Genomic DNA, 18,467 nt, shown 5'->3' with positions numbered 1-18,467 from the left:
TTTCTTAACTCCCCCCTTACAAAGGGGGATTTTTTCTTAACTCCCCCCTTACAAAGGGGGATTTTTTCTTAACTCCCCCCTTACAAAGGGGGATTTTTTCTTAACTCCCCCCTTACAAAGGGGGGATTTTTTCTTAACTCCCCCCTTACAAAGGGGGGCAGGGGGGGATAAAAACTGAGGGATATAAATGATTTAGAATCCCCCTAAATCCCCCTTTGAAAGGGGGACTTTGAACATTCTCCCCCCCTTTGAAAGGGGGACTTTGAACATTCTCCCAGGGGGGATCATTTCTTGGCGGATAGCAAAACTTGAGCTGATAGCTGAACGCTACTTAGCAACTTCTCGATCCCGTAAAGCAATAACAGTAAAAGCGACTAAAGTTCCCAATAATGCTGCTCCCACAGCTTGGTGAGACACAGTTAATAGCTCAATTTGCAGACGTAACCGGAAGGTAATAACTCCCAAACCAATTTGAGCTAATACCAATAAACCACACCAGTTTGCTAACTTTCGTAACAGAGGATGCAAAGCAGAAGTGCGCCACGCCATTACTACTAATGTTAATGTTGCTAAAGTCGGAGGCACAACTCCAAAAATGTGACTATTCATTACGGTGCAAAGTTCCGCAATGCCAAAACATTGATGTAACGCCCATTGAGAAGCAACTAACCCACCGAGTAAACTTTGTAGATATACCAGAATAGCAGCAGTTAATCCTACCCAAGGTAATTTACCAACGTTGCCAGTACCTTTGTATGGGAGCATTGACATACCAATAACTAATAAAGTCATAAAATAAAGTAATGCCGTACCCAAATGAGCAGTAACAATATCAAAGCGTAATAATTCTGTAACTGTTAACCCACCCAATACACCTTGGAAAACTATGAGACCCAAAGCAAAAGTCGATGTCCAAGGTAACCAACGGGGAAGTTCCTGTCTGTGCCACCAAGATAAACCCATCAGAGCGATCGCTCCAAAACCTATTAGACTGGCATCTAACCGATGGAACCATTCTAAAAATACCTGTAAGTTCATTTGCGCCATTGGTACTAACTCACCATAACACAAAGGCCAGTCAGGACAAGCTAAACCTGCATTCATTACTCTGGTAGCACTACCAATAGCCATTAATATTAGGGTGGCTAAACATAGTTTCCATACTAATCCACTAATACGTTCCCGTGCTTGAGACTGGGAATATAGAATTTCATTTTTATTTAAAACAGAGTTAGCCATAAGTTTTACATTTTTTTTTATTTTAAATATTATTATTGCTAATTGTAAGCATTTCCTCCGGAATGCTACGCAAACAGCCGTCAGCTAGCCTCCTGGGTGGGAACTGGGAAATTCAGCTATTGGTTTTAGTGAGCATATTAATTTAGCTAGAAGAATTTGGCTCTAAAAATCAGTTCCACAGTCTATATTTATCAGGACTTACACGGGAGGAACCCGGTTTCTAGGAGAAATCGTTGTTTTGAACAGTAAGAATCTACGAGAAACCGGGTTTCTGAGTTTCCCTGCGTAAGTCCTGTTTATTTAAACCTTGTCCTTAAGCACAGGGTATTGCTGATGTCTAACGCCTAATAGCTGAATGCTTACTGCTAATTTAACTAAGATATTAATTGTTCACAAAATTATAAAGGTGAGTAATTGTTACTAATATAGTAGATAGAATTTGGATAATTATTGAGCTTTAGAAAGTTTTCTGATTTAATTTTTTCTTTACAGTTTATTGTTATATAAGTCACCAATTTTCCAAAAAGTTTACTTTTCACTTTGTGATTGTGTTTTGAATCACTAAAGCATGAAATTTAAGAGTAAATAAAGTTTCTTTTTAAGAAATCAGATAAACCCGTAGTCGATAATATATAAATATTGCCGAATAATTAATTAATAATTAAATAATTCACTTTAATTATCCTCCCCCTTTCAAAGTGGAAAAACGGTAGATATTCAGTAGTTTCTCGTAGAGTGAGATGGGGAATTTTCAAGAATGCAGATCCACTCTGAAGTACACCATCTTATCGACCAAGAGAAATAAATTTTTTCCTTTTAGGTAATTATTAATTATCAATTATCCATTATCCATTAATTACATATCTTTTCTATTTTAACTTTGTTTATTAGAAAAAGGGGACGTTTTTATGGTTTAATAGTTAAAATAAAATAAAATTTGCCGAAATCAACTTCTTAAAATAAAGAGAACCTAAAATTTTCCTAAAAAGTAACCATAATACCTAGTTATACATAGATGTTTAGTTTAAACTAGGTAGTCGAGTATAAATATATAAGTCACAGGTTTCTTTGCCTAGGCTCTTGTTAAAAACTGAAACTAAAAATAGCTAAGTTTTTAACCTAAAATTAAACTCAAGGTTTTAAGTTTGTAGAGAACAAAATTTACAAACTAAAATCGGTAGTTCTCACAGAAGCAAGAAGCTTATTTTTGGAGCTTCTGCATTTTGTGTGAGTTTGGTTAAGTTCACGCCTAACAAAAAAGTAACCTAAGTCAAATGGAAGAAAAAGAAAAAGTACCAGTCTCAATTATAACTCTAGTAGTTGGTGTAGTGGTCACCATAATCAGCTTATGGGCAGGTCAAAATCATGGTCTGTTGCCAGAGCAAGCTTCCGAACAAGCTCCCCTAGTTGATGATTTTTTTGATGTCATGTATACCATAGGAATGGGTTTATTTCTAGTGGTAGAAGGCACAATTGTCTTTTGCATGATTAAATTTCGTCGGCGTAAAGGAGATGATAGTGATGGTGCCAACTTTAGAGAAAATTTACCATTAGAAATATTTTGGACAGCCATTCCATCCATAATCGTGATTGGTCTTGGCATTTATAGTGTAGATGTATACAGACAGATGGGTGGTTTCAGTCCAAATGGAATGATTATGGCTCACCATGCTACATCCGAACACCAAATGGCAGAAATGCCAGGAGCAGCAATGGCAGCTCCCTTGATTGCAGATACTGAAACAATGGAGTCAACAGAAGTAGGTGAAAAAATAGCTAGCAGATATGGTTTCGGATCGACTCCTGAAGAGGGAGCAAAAGCAGCAGATGTGGTAGTTGACATCCAAGGTCTTCAATATGGTTGGTTAATGACCTATCCTGATAGTGGTGTTTTAGCAGGAGAATTGCATATTCCTGTAAACAAGGATATTCAAATTAACCTTTCTGCTGCAGATGTCATTCACTCTTTCTGGATACCTGCTTTCCGTCTGAAGCAAGATGCAATTCCTGGTAAAGATACACAACTGCGTTTTGTAGCTACCAAAACAGGAGAATATCCAGTTTATTGTGCCGAACTTTGTGGTGCTTACCACGGAGCAATGAGAACAACTACTGTTGTTGAAACCCAAGAAGAATATGAAGCTTGGATAGCAGAAAATTCTTATGAAGAAGAATACGATGAGTATGAGGAGTACGATGAGTACGATGCTCAACAACCAAAATTGAATCAAGCTATAGCAGTAAATACTACTGATTTATCAGAGTCCGAATATTTGCAACCCTACTCCCAGGAAATGGGAATTGATTCTGAAACCTTAAATCAAATTCATCCAATGTAGCGCTAAAAAAAGCGATATACAACCAAGAAATCGGGTTGATTGCCCTGATATTGTTGTTAAAACCAGGAAATTTCTTATAAATCCGGTTTCTGCGCAAGTCCTGTCAGTATTGGCAACAACTCTAATTTTGGTATGGGGTTTGAAGACCAAACCCCATAAAATCTTGGAAGTACTGATAACTGTTAACTGATAACTGATAACTGAAATGGCACAAGCACAAATTCCTTTAGATAATCAACAATTACAACCAGAAAAACCACATCCGAAGGAGTGGAAATGGTATCACTACTTCGGTTATAACATAGACCACAAAGTGATCGGTATTCAATATCTGGTTACTGCTTTCATATTTTATTTGATCGCTGGTTTAATGGCAATGGGTATCAGAGCCGAACTCTATACACCAGATCCAGATGTTCTCGAACCAGAAATATACAATGCTTTCCTCACAAATCATGGGACGATGATGATTTTCCTGTGGATCGTCCCTGCTGCGATAGGTGGTTTCGGGAACTACCTTGTTCCCTTAATGGTAGGAGCAAGAGACATGGCATTTCCTAACCTCAATGCGATCGCCTTCTGGCTTAACCCACCTGCTGGAGCATTATTACTGGCTAGTTTAGCTTTTGGTGGAGCGCAAAGTGGCTGGACATCATATCCACCACTTAGCATTATCACTAACAACATCGGACAATCTTTATGGATTATCAGTATCGTGTTAGTGGGAACTTCCTCTATTATGGGTGCATTAAACTTTATTGTCACCATCCTGAAAATGAAAATCCCTAGCATGAGATGGGATCAGCTTCCTTTATTCTGTTGGGCAATACTCGCAACCTCGGTTTTAGCTTTATGCTCCACTCCTGTTTTAGCAGCAGGTTTAATCATGTTATTATTTGATATCAACTTTGGCACCGGTTTCTTTAGACCAGAAATGGGTGGCGATGTGATTGTCTACCAGCACTTATTTTGGTTTTATTCTCACCCCGCGGTTTATCTGATGATTCTGCCAATATTTGGCATTCTCTCAGAAGTTATTCCTATTCATGCTCGCAAACCAATATTTGGTTATTCAGCGATCGCCTACTCTAGTCTTGCTATTTGCTTAGTAGGTTTATTCGTATGGGTACACCATATGTTCACCAGTGGAACTCCTCCTTGGATGCGGATGTTTTTCACTATTTCCACTCTGATTGTGGCAGTTCCCACAGGAGTGAAAATCTTTAGTTGGGTAGCTACTCTCTGGGGTGGAAAAATTCGCTTCACCAGTGCCATGCTGTTTGCTATTGGTTTATTAGCAATGTTTGTTATGGGTGGATTAAGCGGTATCACTTTAGGGACTGCTCCCTTTGATGTTCACGTCCATGATAGTTACTATGTGGTAGGTCACTTCCATTACGTTCTCTTTGGTGGTTCAGTATTTGGTCTGTATGCAGGTATATATCACTGGTTCCCTAAAATCACAGGTCGGATGTACAACGAAACGTGGGGTCGGATTCATTTTGTTTTGACATTCATTGGAACTAACCTGACTTTTCTACCTATGCACCAATTAGGTTTACAGGGAATGCCACGTCGTATTGCGATGTACGATCCTCGGTTTGAATCTCTCAACCAGATTTGTACTTATGGGTCAATTCTGTTAGGTTTATCTGTACTTCCATTCTTTATTAATATGGTTTGGAGTTGGATGTATGGACCGAAAGCAGGGGATAATCCTTGGAATGGTTTATCTTTAGAGTGGACTACTAGCTCACCTCCTCTGATTGAAAACTGGGAAGTATTGCCAGTGGTTACTGGTGGTCCTTATGATTTTGGCACAAAGAAAACTTTGGGTATTCGAGATAAGTTGAATCTGATTTCTCAACCAGGTTCCGATGTTAAGGAAGCAGGTGTACCTGTATCTGAAGTTGATTCTTCATCCTTTGATTCTCAGAATCCTTCAGAGGGGAATTAGGTGTTGCTGAATTAAGGGATGAATATTAATAGGACTTACGCACGCGCAAGGTATTTCTGTCATTGTGAGACTCGCAGCGCCAGCGACAGGGTTTTGCTCCAGGACATGAATGGGTCGCAGTCGGTGAGGATATCAACCTCAAGCCTTGAAATTGCGTTCCTCATGTGTAAGTTCTGATTAAGTGGGATGGGCATTTTGCCCGTCTGAAAATAGGTATTAACACATAATAAATGTAGGCCCTTGTAGAACGACAGTGAAATACAACACAACCTTACTACTTTTGGATTTCGTGCCATACTTTGTTTTGTTTCGCAATGCTATAAACGCAATGAAGTTCATGTTCATGTCGCGTTAGCGAAACAACCCTAACCTACATTTTTAACTTTTTCAGTTAGAGGTAGGTTGGGTTGAGGAACCGAAACCCAACATAATCTTAAGATTTTTGGGTTTCTTTCCATACTTGGCTTTGCTGCGCCATGAAGTTGGCGAACGCAACCCTGAAGCGAACAAACCCAACCTACATTTTTAGCTGTTTCAGTCCGGTAGTATACTGACATACCTAAAACTGTGCATTAGAGAGTAGAGGAGTAGGGGAAAATAGATTATTGTTGAGTTTCGTTCCATGCTACGCAACCCTAACGGGAACAACCAAACCTACATTTCAGAAATTAATTTTATTTAGGTACAAAAGATTATGCAAGGTTCAACCATCGATCCAACTGATAATTTAGTTGATACTTCGGTTCATTCAGAATCAGTAGAAGCAGGACATCACCATGACAATGAGCATTTAAGAGTTTTCGGGTTATTAACTTTTCTCGCTTCTGAGTCTTTAATGTTTGGCGGTTTATTTGTTGCTTATTTAGTTTATCGAGCAAATGCTGGTGTTTGGCCTCCTGAAGAAACAGAGGTAGAGTTATTAGTGCCCTCAATTAATACTATTATTCTGGTTTCCAGTAGTTTTGTGATTCACAAGGGTGATACTGCTATCAAAAAGAATGATCTTGCCGGAATGCGCTTATGGTATGCAGTTACAGCAATCATGGGTATCATTTTCTTGGGTGGTCAGGTTTATGAATACAAGACTTTAGGTTATGGTCTCACTACTAATGTGTTTTCCAACTGTTTTTATGTGATGACTGGTTTCCACGGTCTCCATGTTTTTGTTGGTGTATTACTAATTCTGGGCGTGTTGTGGAGTTCTCGTCGTGCTGGTCATTACAATGCAGACAAGCATGTTGATGTTGAGGTGGCAGAAATATATTGGCACTTTGTTGATATTATCTGGATTGTTTTGTTCACCTTACTGTACATTTTGACTTTGTTTTAATAATAAGCAATCAGCAATAAGCAGTCAGCAGTCAGCAGTAAATATTTAGAAGAGGATTTAAACCTGCACAACTACTGAGCTAGTTAATCCAGAAAATGCTGATCGCTTAATTTCGCAGGAAATGCTTACAACAATTGATTATTTTTTTTGCCTCCTGTTGGAGGTTTTTTTGTGAGTACAGGGTATTGATATATAGCGCTCATTGCCTGTGAGGTACTTGCGACGTGGGCAAGATGCACGGTTCCCGAAAAATCGCACTACAATGTTTTCAATCTTTACCTCATATCATGTCCGGTTGAATAATTAGACTTTGGTGGAAGGAAGGTAGCTATGCTCAAGCTTTTATGCCATTTCCACCTTAATTTTATACAAAAACGATGCTACCGGATATGATATCATACATTATTTTTCCGAAATCTGTTGTATAATCATAAGTTATTCACAGGACTTAGGCAAAGGTACTATATGTAGAGTTAAAAAACTATTGCTTATGGGGTTTTAAGCACTATATCTAGGGGGCTGGGTAAGTCCTGATTCAGAAATTATCATAAATCTATATAAAATATTAACTATGGATATTAAACGAGTAATTATTGCTCATAAAGCTAAACATGATATGAGTCGCCATTATGCAGAACAATGTGCTAGACAGTTAGAAGATAGAGGGTGTCAAGTGTTGATGGGTCCAAGTGGTGCGCAAGATAATCCTTATCCAGTTTTTCTGGCTTCCAGCAGTCAGAAAATTGACTTGGCAATAGTTTTAGGTGGAGATGGTAGTGCTTTAGCAGCAGCTAGACATTTAGCAGCAGAGGGTATTTCGATATTAGCAGTTAATGTGGGAGGACATTTAGGTTTTTTGACTGAGAATTTTGAAGATTTTAAAGATACAGAGAAAGTATGGGATAGGTTGTTTGAAGATCGTTATGCGGTACAACTGCGGATGATGTTACAGTCAGCAGTATTTGAGGGCGATCGCTCTAATTTTAAACTGGCAAGCGATCGCTTTTTGGCATTGAATGAGTTTTGTATTAAACCTGCTTCTGCTGATAGAATGCTTACTTCTATTTTGGAGGTAGAGGTTGATGGGGAGGTTGTAGATCAATATCAAGGGGATGGATTGATTGTTGCGAGTCCGACGGGTTCGACTTGTTATACTGCTTCTGCTAACGGACCGATTATGCACTCTGGTATGGATGCTATTTCTGTGACTCCAATTTGTCCTTTGAGTCTTTCGAGTCGTCCTATTGTTCTTCCTCCTGGTTGTATAGTTAGTGTTTGGCCGTTACAGGATAATGATTTAACTACTAAACTTTGGGCAGATGGGGTTTTGTGTACTGCGATTTGGCCGGGACAAAGGGTGGATTTGCGCATAGCAGATTGTCAAGCTAAGTTTATTATTTTACGGGAAAATTATTCATATTTTCAGACTCTTAGAGAAAAATTACAATGGGCAGGTACTAGAATTAAATATCAAAATAAGTATCGGAGTGATGGGGTGATGGAGTGATGGGGTGATGGGGTGATGGGGTGATTGAAGTAATTATAGGATTATTAAAGATATATGATCGGGACTTACGCAAAGCAACCAAGAAACCGGGTTTATTACTTGGATATTGTTGTTCAAACCAGGAAATTTCGTTGATAAACCCTGTTTCTGCGTAAGTCCTAATTATATAATTTGAGTTACTGATAACTGATAACTGAAATGATGGAGTAATGGGGATTTATAATACAATACTTTATTAAAATAATTGGGTCGCGCAATCCCACCTTGTAAAGCGAAAAGTTTTTGGGGAGTTGCTCAAATCCCCCTTATATCATGTCCGGTTGAATAATTAGACTTTGGTGAAAGGAAGTCAGAAGGCACTTATGCTGAGGGCAGAAGCTTTTATGTCATTTTCACCTTAATTCTATACACGCTCCGATGCTACCGGACATGGTATTACAAAAACAAATTCTGACTTCTGACTTCGTTAAAATGATGCCAAAAATAAAAATTTTTTCCTTTTTTTCTGGGTGTGGTTTTTTAGACTTAGGTTTTGAAAATACTGCCTTTGATATTGTATTTGTCAACGAAATTTTTGCTCCTTTTAAGGAAGCTTATATTTATGCTCGACAATTATTAGAAATATCTGAGCCAGAATATGGATATTTTGCAGATAGTTTAGTTAGTTTAACTGAAGAAAATGGCAAAATTTATTTACAAGAATTAGTCAAAGATTCTCGGATAAATTCTAATTTTATTGGATTTATTGGCGGACCTCCTTGCCCTGACTTTTCCATAGGTGGAAAAAATCGGGGGAAAAATGGAGATAATGGTAAATTGTCAGATGCTTATATTGAATTAATTTGTCAGCAACAACCAGATTTTTTTGTCTTTGAAAATGTTAAAGGTTTATGGTCTACTAAAAAACATCGAGCTTTTTATGAGGAGATAAAATGTAAGTTATATAAATACGGATATATTATTACTGAACGTTTAATTAATGCTATTGAATATGGAGTTCCCCAAGATAGATATAGAATTATTTTAATTGGTTTTCGATGTACATTAGTTAAGGATAAAGGTTTTAATATTGGCTATAGCAAAGTAATTCCTGAAAAAATTTTTCCTTGGGAAAAGTATGTACTATATCCTCAAAATCAAGTGTTTTCTTATGGTTGGCCTCAGACAAATCCTTTTGTAGAAAATTCAGAAATAAATTGCCCTACAGGAATACCTGAAGAATTAACAGTTGAGCATTGGTTTAGGCAAAATAATGTTGTTTATCATCCTAATTCCAAAGATTATTTTCAACCAAGAGCAGGTCGAATAAAATTTGAGGCAGTAGCAGAAGGAGATGCTCGGAAAAAATCTTATAAACGCCTGCATCGATGGCGTTATTCTCCCACTGCTTGTTATGGAAATAATGAAGTTCATTTACATCCATATAAAGTTCGTCGTCTTTCTGTTTCAGAAGCATTAGCTATTCAGTCTTTACCTGAAAAATTTGCTTTACCAAATAATATGACTCTCACTAATAAGTTTAAAACTATTGGTAATGGAGTACCATATTTAGCTGCTAAAGGAGTTGCTAATACTCTTCTTTCTTTCCTTAATATGGAAAAAATTAATTATCAAGAAGAAATAAGTTATCAGTTAGAATTACCTTGAGTTTATTCTCCAAAAGGTAAGTATATAGTTTAACCTTTTTATGTATATTTAGTAGAGCCTTAATAATCATCTAAAAATGGCATCCTCAACTAAGTTAATTAAATCCTGCTGCTTATAATCTGAATACATATTATCAACACTTTTTAAGTCTAGATTTAAAGCAATACCATGAGGTGCAATACCTTGGCTAAATATTCTTTTATCTGAATTAGAAAAGTCTTCAGCAGTTATCATATAATATTTCCATATTTGTCCCGATCTATAACTAATAGCTTTAATCATAGCTGTTTCATACAAAGCTTGATAAGGACGGTCTGGACGGTTTGATAACTTTAACAGATATAAAACCTTTTACTTCTCTAGATTTGAGTTTACCTTTTAATAAATCATAAATTTCTACTCCTAAATATTCTGGTTGCTTTGCTTGTAGTTTTATATATGGCTGGATTAAATGAAAAAGTTCCTCATTTTCAATGACTGAAATAAGATAATCAGGACTTGAGAAAAAAATTCTTTCTTTAATTTTTTCAATATTTTCCAGAGGATAATTTATCTGAAATTTTTGGTGATCAAAAAGCTTTAAATATTCAGGTTTAGTTTCATCTCTAGAATTAGGAAGTCTAAATATTATTAGACTAACCTGATGTTTCAAATAAAAATCAATAGCTACTTCCGCAAATAATCCAGTTATTATAAATTCATGCCATCTACCTTTTGAATTATTGAGCACTCCTGTAGTTAATCTTGTTATTTTTGTTTGGTATTTTTTTTGATGATTTTCATAAGCAACTACTACTTTATTAACCATCCATTCTAAAATTTGAACTACTGAAACATCCAATGCTAACTTTTGTTTTATTTCTATATACAAAGTTTGATAAATTTCTGTACTATTAATTTGGATTTTTTCTTCCCCTTGTCTTGTAATAATTGAGAACCAAGAATCATTCATTATGCTAACTATAATAATCCTAAATGATTTATAAAAGAAAACTTTAGGGTTGTGCTCTCCAAACCTAAAATCAGATTTGGAAACCAAGGCCCTACAATAAAATCTTATAACCTATTTAGGATTGCTATAATTCATTCAAGAAATTTTTATTAATTTTAACTAGATTTTCCCATAGTAACTTCCTTAACTATAGAATCTTTAAATTTATTTTCCTCAGATTTATCTGGTGTAACTTCCTCTAGTTTAGACTTGCCATTAATTTCAACATTTTGATTATTTTTCTGTTCATTTTGTAGCTTTCTTACTAAATTTATTTCTGCCTGAAAATTAATATAATGAGGTAATTTTAAATGTTGTACAAACCCTTGGGCTTGAACATTATCTGAATGATAGAAAACAAACTCCGGGTCTTGAGCAGGTCTTTCAATTTCTTCCCCTAATTCTTTAGCTTGCATCGCCCGATCTAATAACGCCATTGATATTGCTTTTCGTTCGTTATAACTAACTAAATGTTAAACTGTAACCACGGGTAAACTGGGGAGGTTTTTCCTTGCTATTTTTAAACATATTTACGTTTTCTGCTTCGGTAATCGTAATCTAGGTGATCGCTATTTCAAAACCTAATTATTCGGAAAAAATAATTACTTCAATTTCTTCCATTTTGATCTCTCCAGCAAAGGGATAATTTCGACTATAACCTCTCTGGGTTGAATATCCTAACTAAACTGAGCAAAAAACCTTCCTCCTGTTGCTCTATGCACAATAGTTAATACATTTTATGAAGCACCCCCACTACAGAGGATGAGTTGTGAAAATTTCTTCCTGTTGCTCTATGCACAATAATTAATACATTTTCTGATGTACAGGGTAAATGGTGAAAATCTTGTAGTGCGAGTATCTTGCTCGTATGAATGTACCTCATAACCAGGGGAAGCGCTGTATAACCTTCAATATTTTGAAATTTTAGTTGTTCTCGGTAAACCAATAAATGTATTTTTAACAAAGAAAAATATATCTATTCCTAAAGAATAATTATTAAAATTAGTTTCCCATTCTGACTAGAAAAATTCTGGTAAACTTTGACATTGTTGAACTTCTTGTTTCTGTTTTGCCTCTACTTCCAGAAACTCAATAACTATCGACTGCACGATATGATGCCATTCTCGAAGCTAAATCAAACCATCAGACAAAGCGGCAAGTTCTGGATGACGATATGATCGCCCCGCTACATAACCAAAAGCGGCAAGTTCTCCTATTTTTAGAGTACAGGGAGTAATGGTTATCTCACCTAAATTAAAGATTTGTCCTGTAGCTCCAGCACGATCTTGCACCATTGTCAATCCTATTTCTGGGGGTCTGATCAAAATATATTCTGGCAAAGTCCCTATTTCTGCTACTTTGGCCTCTAACTGGTCTAAATTACTTTTGGCCTGGGTTGCCATCCACTTCTGTCGGAGGTCAATGTCCTGTACTCCATTTCATTGAGTGCTGCCATAGGATTAATATAAATTGCTCTTATCCATAGCTGTGATATAAAAAGTATTTAATCTTACGATATAGGATAAAGTAATAGTTATACTAGAAAATTTTTTCTCCCTTTTACGGTTTTCATTTAGAAAACTGTAGGTATTTGAGATTTTCTGATCATCCTTAACCTAACTGTATTTTCATTTAGGAATTTGGATATTTTCAATTTTTGATTTTGATTTATTGAACCAGGTTAATTTATGCCATTTTCAATTGATACAGCCCGCAATATTTTTCCTACCACTTTATCTGCTGATGCGGTGCCAGCAACTATTGCTCGCTTTAACCAACTAGGTGCTGAAGACCAACTAGCTCTGATCTGGTTCGCTTACCTAGAAATGGGTAAAACAATTACAATTGCTGCTCCAGGAGCTGCTAATATGCAGCTTGCAGAAAGAACTATGAATGAAATTAAGCAAATGGGCTTTCAGGAACAAACCCAAGTAATGTGTGACTTGGCTAATCGTTCTGATACTCCAATTTGTCGTACTTATGCTACCTGGTCTCCAAATATTAAGTTAGGTTTTTGGTATCAACTTGGAGAATGGATGAATCAAGGACTTGTTGCTCCTATCCCCCAGGGATATCAACTTTCTGCTAATGCTTCTGCTGTGTTGGGAACTATTCAAGGTTTAGATTCTGGTCAGCAAATCACAGTTCTACGAAATTGTGTGGTTGATATGGGATTTGATGTGAATAATTTGGGTAGCTATCAACGAGTTGCTGAACCTGTGGTCCCACCAAAAGATATGGCTCAGCGAACTGAAGTAACTATTAAGGGTGTTGATAATCCTACTGTATTGAACTATATGAATAACTTGAATGCTAATGACTTTAATGCACTGATTGAGTTGTTCACTCCTGATGGTGGACTTCAGCCTCCTTTCCGCAGACCAATTGTGGGTAAAGATGCTGTTTTACGTTTTTTCCAAGAAGAATGTCAGAACCTCAAGTTAATTCCAGAGCAAGGTGTTTCTGAGCCTGCGGAAGATGGTTATACTCAGATTAAAGTTACTGGTAAATGTCAAACTCCTTGGTTTGGTGCTGGTGTGGGTATGAATATTGCTTGGAGATTTTTGCTTAATCCAGAAGGTAAAATTTTCTTTGTGGCGATCGACTTATTGGCTTCTCCTAAAGAGTTGTTAAATTTGGCTCGATAGAAATTGGTTTCTATAACATTGGAAGCTAATTTTAGCAAAGTTATTTAAGTTAGAAAAACTAGAAATCAAAAAATATTAAAGAGCGCTCTTTTAAACTAGCGCTCTTTTTTTTTCAAAATATAAAAGTTTATGTGTTATTATTAAAAATTACATAAAAAATCATAATCAAAATAAATTTTAAGTCAAAGATATGCAGCTTACTCAAACTGAATGGTCTACAACAGAAAAAAGGATTGCTCAAGCAGCTTTGGAAATAGCCAAAGAACGAGAGATAAATGCTTTAGTGGCAACAGTGCGTCAACGGGCAACTAAAATTCACGAATTTAATGATTTATGGCATCTACATGATTTTCTCAGTGCTAGAAGATATGATTTGGATGGAAAATATGACCCTAGAAATGCTACTGTAATTTTTTCTCTAGCTGGTTTAGTTAAAGAGGGATGGTTGAAGATTACTGAGTTAGAAGGTTTAGATCAAGAAAAGATTACAAAAGTATCTGCTATGACTCGGATGATTTAATTAGGGTTTGCTGAAAAAAGCAAAGGGTGGGAAGGGTGGGAGGAATAATTGTTTCTCTCTTCTTCTCTTTTCTTTTTTATTCGTTGCTTATACCGTCTGTAACAAATCCCTAAAAAAATACTCAAAACACTTATTCTTTGTATATAGCTGGTATTTATTTGGTTTTTGCTTGTATACGAAAATCGTGATGCTTTTCTAGAAATTTTTCAATCAGGACTTACGCAAAGACAACATATATAGGGTAGACATGGGTAGAGCGATCGCTCGATGTCGCACTGTAGCATTTATGTTAAGGGGATTATTCTGGGATTTGAAACAAAATGTTTGAGTAGAGTTATGAGAAAATAAATGTATTGGTATCTTTCTAATCGGGCAGATAAATTTGCTGTTGATTTAGCTAATCGACATTAAAGCAGAGAAAAACCAGAAACTTTTCAATTTGTAGCTCCTGGAAAGTGTATTGTTTTGCTTACTAGACATCTCCAAAAATAAAAAATTAAATCAATTCTTATCCATAAATTATCAATTATTTCTTCCTGTTCCCACATATCTAGTGTTCCCTGTTCCCTCATTTGGAGGAGATGTCTACTGAAAATTTTGATGGGTTGTGGGTATCGTTGTGGCAAAAATTTGTCAGGCATCAATGGCTTAATTTCTGGGGTTGTTCTCTTTTCAGAAATTAATCTGGTATTTTATCAAGTATTCTAATTCAGCAAGTGATCGCTGCTACTGAATATTTTTGGGGCAGTCCTCGACTTAATGGAATGATTAGGTTTGTAGATATTCATCAAAGCAAATCAAAAACTGATTGGAATAAAAAAATTCTTGGGGGCGATGCTTCCAAAAAGCAGGTTTTCTTCGTGACGGCTATACAAAAAATGGAAAATTTGTGTTAAAATTGCCACTAAACAGGTTTCCTAAGCCTTGCCCCCCAAATGGCACGCAATTACGTCTCCCTTTTGATGATTTAATGTAAAATAGAGAGAATGCTATTTTAATAGGGTTCTCTCTAGAGTAAACATTTATAAAGTTGGTATGAGAATATTAAGGTTGAGCATCTAGTAATAATTTTGGTAAGACGCGATCGCAACAAAATAAAGTTCCTGCTGCTACACAAAGGGGAATACCGAAAAAGTTAACTATAGGAATAGCGATTAGGGCTTGACAAATCAATCCAAAGGTAACATAAGCTGGAAAACTACGATGTACGATTGTTAATTTTTCTCGAAATCTTAATTTTCTTCTCTCTAAAGGTCCGTCAAAAAAGTCAAGACAAATAATAGAAGTTGTGAGAATAATACCACCAATAGTTACAATTAAGGAGCCTCCAGGGAAAAAGTTTAGTAGCAACATTGGCAACCCTATTCCTAAAAATAAAGCTATTTTTTTGAGTTCAAAAAGTATGGCTCGCCAAATATCTTTAATAGAGGCTAATAAACCAGGAGGTGCTTCAGGCAATGTACCAGTTTTAATTTTTTCTAATTGTTCAGAAAGTTGACCGTAGAAAGGGGAACCTAGAATCACTCCAAATTGTACTAACAAAAATCCAATTATTAGAAATAGGATCATAAATATAATAAATTCTAGGAACCAATCTAAAATATTATCTAAATAACTTAAAAAATTTAACCAAGTTGGTAATTGAGAAATCAGAGCATCAAACTGCAAAGATAAGTTGTTAAAAATACTCTCTATTAAATTAATCCCTGGCAGAAGTAAACCAACATAAAGAATAATTCCGACTATAATATTAATCAAAATTGGCACAATTATATAACTTATCAATTTGGGATTTTTGACAAATATTATTAATGCCCGAAAATGGTAAGTTGCGCCTGCTATTAATCCTACAGGAGCTGCAAATATGGATAGTATTGATTGAGAATTTTGTTGTTTTACCATAAACTCTTAACGAAGTCAGAAGTTGTTTTTGTAACTTAGATTTGAGCAACTCTCCAAAAATATTTCGCCTTTTAAGGCAAGGTTTTAAACCGAATTATTTTGATAAAAAATAAAGTGTTTAGGGAAGGAGAGTGATCGCTTACTTACTACAATTTTCTTTTTTGCTTACCACAAAATTATCAATCTGTCAAATTCTGAAATGTCAAAATGTAGGGGCGAATCGCGATTTGCGCTTACCGTCTGCTTTACATAATTGTTAGATAGGAGCAAGGTCAATTAAATAGAGGATATGGTTTTTATTAGCCCTGATTTATTTCTATCCTTGAAACTTTTATAGCCTAAACCACTATGGAACCCACCACCAAAAGCCCCAAAAATCTTCAGTAAATCTGTGTAGAGGGTAACATTTCGATTTATCAAAAAAACAGTAATGAATACAAAGAGAGCGCAAAAGATAATGACATAATAAAGCGTATATCTCTTTGATATCAGAGAATCCTGAAAGGCTCTTTCATCATTTGCAGCATTATTCTTAAGAAACAGCTCGATGTGACTTGGTTGAATCTTGCCAGCAAGGTCTGTCAAGGGGGAATCCTCTCTAGGACCTGCAACGGAAAGGGGCTCAATTAATCTCTTTCTTAATCAGGACTTACACAAAGACACTATATGTAGCGTATGCCAAATAGAGCGATCGCCTGAACAACTAAATTATGATAACTTATACTTAAGACACTATATAGTTACTGGCAAACGGAGGGATAGCTATAATTTTTAGAGAGCGATACGGCTAATGCCACGCTCCGCGAACGCTAAGGGTTTCTCTATTGATAAAAACTTAAATAGCCGTCATTTTAATTGCAGGATATTTGAGTTCAGATACTAGATATTTAGATAATAATTGATGTGTGAGTTGATAAATAGTTTCCCCCAGAATGTCAGCTATTTTTTTCAAATGATTCCAGAGCAATATAGCGCAAGAAATATTATTTTTTTGAATTTTTGCCAGACGAAACTGACAAAAATATATTCCTGTTAACTGCTTAATTTATCTGTGAAATTATTCGATTTTCGATCTGGTTTGCGACTCTAATTATACATGATATGTAGAAGATTGACTTAAATCAAGTGACAATGTATTCTGTTCTATTGGCAGAAATAGTAACCTAGAATAACTTGACTTTTTTATCTCTGAGAAAACCTTTAATTTTTCTTTTTTTTACCTGATATTATTTCTGATTCATTCCAACTTAATTTAGCAATGCTTTTGTATTTTTATGAACCACCCGTGTCATCTACGTGCGCGATTATTTTTTAAAGGGCAATAATAGACTTTTTCTAAATTATCTATCAATGCCATTAATCTTTTTGCTGCATACCAACTATCCATCAATACAGTTTTAAATGGTAATTTCTTGTGATTTTCCACATTACATATCATGTCTTCAACATGGTCTATTGTAGTTTTTTTGTCACTATCTGGATCATAAATGCGATAATCTAGTATCCAAAATTGTTCAGTTTTGGGGTTAAAATAAATACAATTAACTATTCCTATTCGTCGAGTTACTTTATGAACTGATACCACTATATTGGCGTTGTACAAGTTCAATTTTATTAGCATATTTTTTTTTAATTACTGTATCATCAAAAATCAAGTATGCTTCTGTATTTCAAACAATTTCCTTTTGGGGATTTTGCCATAAATCTTGTGAATTTAAAGATTCTGTTCTTAAATAATGATTAATCGTATCATGGCTAATTTTTTCTAGGTGATTTGCTAAATTTGTGATGGTATAATTTGTATGAGAATTGAGCAAGTATTGACAATAATCAATATAGTTAAAATTCATTTTTGTAGCTCGCTCTTAACACTAATATTATTCTACAATAATCAGGGTATTTGAGGAAAATTTATTTACAATTAGCTACATATGATAGAATGAAAATTAATTATATTAGCTTATATTTAGCATTAGTTATAATAACGTTTTGTTTCAGGTGATCGCTCTATTTGGCATAGGCTACATATAGTGTCTTTGCGTAATTCCTATATTATATATAGTATCTTGCTGTAAGTGTTGAACAATCTGGTTTTTTGAGAACAGGAAAGAAAGAGGCAATAAGTATAGATATGATGGTTGAAACTATTGTAGAATAGTTTTGAAACTTTATATTATATAGTCATTCTGAATAAGAGTGGGACACACTCGAAGCGCAATAATCTCTAATAATATCATCAATGGATTTGTCTTTTTCTTCGTACATTCTTTTCTTCTTTAATGCACCAAAGTCCTGTTCTATATCATTTAAATCTGGAGAGTATTTAGGGAGAAATATAACTTCATGTCCTTGCCCATTAACTAATTCCTTAATTAGTGTTTTTCGAT

General features: G+C 35.4%; 16 protein-coding genes and 2 pseudogenes. 8 read left to right on the top strand and 10 right to left on the bottom strand.

Going from position 1 to position 18,467, the window contains the following annotated elements; translation table 11 throughout:
* Window positions 1–327: 327 nt before the first annotated feature.
* The gene (locus VKJ25_RS11490) at window positions 328–1,239 is read right to left on the bottom strand and encodes a COX15/CtaA family protein (RefSeq protein WP_324236770.1); all 912 of its coding nucleotides are present in this window, start codon (window positions 1,237–1,239) and stop codon (window positions 328–330) included.
* Between the two features lie 1,274 nt (window positions 1,240–2,513).
* Between VKJ25_RS11490 and VKJ25_RS11485 the strand changes: the two genes are divergently transcribed.
* Window positions 2,514–3,578 (top strand): cytochrome c oxidase subunit II, encoded by a 1,065-nt coding sequence (locus VKJ25_RS11485; protein ID WP_324236769.1) that lies wholly within the window; start codon window positions 2,514–2,516, stop codon window positions 3,576–3,578.
* Window positions 3,579–3,783: 205 nt separating this feature from the next.
* Entirely contained in the window at window positions 3,784–5,535 is a 1,752-nt protein-coding gene (gene ctaD, locus VKJ25_RS11480) for a cytochrome c oxidase subunit I (protein WP_324236768.1), read from the top strand.
* Between the two features lie 365 nt (window positions 5,536–5,900).
* Here the strand turns inward: ctaD and VKJ25_RS11475 are convergent, their stop codons facing one another.
* Entirely contained in the window at window positions 5,901–6,092 is a 192-nt protein-coding gene (locus VKJ25_RS11475; RefSeq protein ID WP_324236767.1) for a hypothetical protein, read from the bottom strand.
* Window positions 6,093–6,229: 137 nt separating this feature from the next.
* Here VKJ25_RS11475 and VKJ25_RS11470 point away from each other — a divergent pair, with 137 nt between their 5' ends.
* From VKJ25_RS11470 to VKJ25_RS11460, 3 genes are all read left to right on the top strand, one after another.
* On the top strand, window positions 6,230–6,865 hold the full coding sequence (locus tag VKJ25_RS11470) for a cytochrome c oxidase subunit 3 (RefSeq protein ID WP_324236766.1): 636 nt from the start codon (window positions 6,230–6,232) through the stop codon (window positions 6,863–6,865).
* A gap of 571 nt (window positions 6,866–7,436) precedes the next feature.
* Window positions 7,437–8,372 (top strand): NAD(+) kinase, encoded by a 936-nt coding sequence (locus VKJ25_RS11465; RefSeq protein WP_324236765.1) that lies wholly within the window; start codon window positions 7,437–7,439, stop codon window positions 8,370–8,372.
* Window positions 8,373–8,801: 429 nt separating this feature from the next.
* Window positions 8,802–10,019 carry a DNA cytosine methyltransferase gene (locus VKJ25_RS11460; RefSeq protein WP_324236764.1) on the top strand — a complete coding sequence of 406 codons (1,218 nt, stop codon included), beginning with the start codon at window positions 8,802–8,804 and terminating at the stop codon, window positions 10,017–10,019.
* Window positions 10,020–10,085: 66 nt separating this feature from the next.
* Here VKJ25_RS11460 and VKJ25_RS11455 read toward each other — a convergent pair whose 3' ends face one another.
* The 5 genes and pseudogenes from VKJ25_RS11455 to VKJ25_RS11435 form a co-directional block, all read right to left on the bottom strand.
* Window positions 10,086–10,301, bottom strand: coding sequence for a Cfr10I/Bse634I family restriction endonuclease (locus tag VKJ25_RS11455; protein WP_324236763.1), 216 nt, complete (start codon window positions 10,299–10,301; stop codon window positions 10,086–10,088).
* 7 nt (window positions 10,302–10,308) lie between these two features.
* The gene (locus tag VKJ25_RS11450; protein WP_324236762.1) at window positions 10,309–10,971 is read right to left on the bottom strand and encodes a Cfr10I/Bse634I family restriction endonuclease; all 663 of its coding nucleotides are present in this window, start codon (window positions 10,969–10,971) and stop codon (window positions 10,309–10,311) included.
* 155 nt (window positions 10,972–11,126) lie between these two features.
* Window positions 11,127–11,447: a carbon-phosphorus lyase complex subunit PhnI gene (locus VKJ25_RS11445; protein WP_324236761.1), complete on the bottom strand. Its 321-nt coding sequence runs from the start codon at window positions 11,445–11,447 to the stop codon at window positions 11,127–11,129.
* 471 nt (window positions 11,448–11,918) lie between these two features.
* Window positions 11,919–12,014 (bottom strand): annotated as a pseudogene (locus VKJ25_RS11440) (phosphonate C-P lyase system protein PhnH); the annotation flags it as partial.
* A gap of 126 nt (window positions 12,015–12,140) precedes the next feature.
* Window positions 12,141–12,413, bottom strand: a complete 273-nt coding sequence (locus VKJ25_RS11435) for a phosphonate C-P lyase system protein PhnG (protein WP_324236760.1) — start codon at window positions 12,411–12,413, stop codon at window positions 12,141–12,143.
* Window positions 12,414–12,698: 285 nt separating this feature from the next.
* On the opposite strand from VKJ25_RS11435, the gene VKJ25_RS11430 reads away from it, so the two are divergent.
* The 3 genes from VKJ25_RS11430 (at window position 12,699) to VKJ25_RS11420 (ending at window position 15,074) form a co-directional block, all read left to right on the top strand.
* Window positions 12,699–13,658 (top strand): orange carotenoid-binding protein, encoded by a 960-nt coding sequence (locus VKJ25_RS11430; protein WP_324236759.1) that lies wholly within the window; start codon window positions 12,699–12,701, stop codon window positions 13,656–13,658.
* A 190-nt stretch (window positions 13,659–13,848) separates the two neighbouring features.
* Window positions 13,849–14,178, top strand: coding sequence for a hypothetical protein (locus tag VKJ25_RS11425; RefSeq protein WP_324236758.1), 330 nt, complete (start codon window positions 13,849–13,851; stop codon window positions 14,176–14,178).
* Window positions 14,179–14,894: 716 nt separating this feature from the next.
* Window positions 14,895–15,074 carry a hypothetical protein gene (locus VKJ25_RS11420; RefSeq protein WP_324236757.1) on the top strand — a complete coding sequence of 60 codons (180 nt, stop codon included), beginning with the start codon at window positions 14,895–14,897 and terminating at the stop codon, window positions 15,072–15,074.
* Between the two features lie 148 nt (window positions 15,075–15,222).
* Here the strand turns inward: VKJ25_RS11420 and VKJ25_RS11415 are convergent, their stop codons facing one another.
* From VKJ25_RS11415 to VKJ25_RS11405, 3 genes and pseudogenes are all read right to left on the bottom strand, one after another.
* Entirely contained in the window at window positions 15,223–16,080 is an 858-nt protein-coding gene (locus VKJ25_RS11415) for an EI24 domain-containing protein (RefSeq protein WP_324236756.1), read from the bottom strand.
* Window positions 16,081–16,915: 835 nt separating this feature from the next.
* Window positions 16,916–17,930: pseudogene (locus VKJ25_RS11410) on the bottom strand (IS701 family transposase).
* A gap of 331 nt (window positions 17,931–18,261) precedes the next feature.
* On the bottom strand, window positions 18,262–18,467 hold a 206-nt coding region (locus tag VKJ25_RS11405), incomplete at its 5' end, for a transposase (protein WP_324236755.1).

Source organism: Okeania sp., assembly GCF_035285525.1.
Taxonomy (GTDB): Bacteria; Cyanobacteriota; Cyanobacteriia; order Cyanobacteriales; family Microcoleaceae; genus Trichodesmium.
This window is presented reverse-complemented; position numbering and strand designations above follow the sequence as displayed.

Coding starts and splice junctions, on each gene's coding strand:
- VKJ25_RS11490 (WP_324236770.1), bottom strand. CDS start 1,239: ATGGCTAACTCTGTTTTAAATAAAAATGAAATTCTATATTCCCAGTCT.
- VKJ25_RS11485 (WP_324236769.1), top strand. CDS start 2,514: ATGGAAGAAAAAGAAAAAGTACCAGTCTCAATTATAACTCTAGTAGTT.
- ctaD (WP_324236768.1), top strand. CDS start 3,784: ATGGCACAAGCACAAATTCCTTTAGATAATCAACAATTACAACCAGAA.
- VKJ25_RS11475 (WP_324236767.1), bottom strand. CDS start 6,092: ATGTCAGTATACTACCGGACTGAAACAGCTAAAAATGTAGGTTGGGTT.
- VKJ25_RS11470 (WP_324236766.1), top strand. CDS start 6,230: ATGCAAGGTTCAACCATCGATCCAACTGATAATTTAGTTGATACTTCG.
- VKJ25_RS11465 (WP_324236765.1), top strand. CDS start 7,437: ATGGATATTAAACGAGTAATTATTGCTCATAAAGCTAAACATGATATG.
- VKJ25_RS11460 (WP_324236764.1), top strand. CDS start 8,802: ATGGTATTACAAAAACAAATTCTGACTTCTGACTTCGTTAAAATGATG.
- VKJ25_RS11455 (WP_324236763.1), bottom strand. CDS start 10,301: ATGATTAAAGCTATTAGTTATAGATCGGGACAAATATGGAAATATTAT.
- VKJ25_RS11450 (WP_324236762.1), bottom strand. CDS start 10,971: ATGAATGATTCTTGGTTCTCAATTATTACAAGACAAGGGGAAGAAAAA.
- VKJ25_RS11445 (WP_324236761.1), bottom strand. CDS start 11,447: ATGGCGTTATTAGATCGGGCGATGCAAGCTAAAGAATTAGGGGAAGAA.
- VKJ25_RS11435 (WP_324236760.1), bottom strand. CDS start 12,413: ATGGCAACCCAGGCCAAAAGTAATTTAGACCAGTTAGAGGCCAAAGTA.
- VKJ25_RS11430 (WP_324236759.1), top strand. CDS start 12,699: ATGCCATTTTCAATTGATACAGCCCGCAATATTTTTCCTACCACTTTA.
- VKJ25_RS11425 (WP_324236758.1), top strand. CDS start 13,849: ATGCAGCTTACTCAAACTGAATGGTCTACAACAGAAAAAAGGATTGCT.
- VKJ25_RS11415 (WP_324236756.1), bottom strand. CDS start 16,080: ATGGTAAAACAACAAAATTCTCAATCAATACTATCCATATTTGCAGCT.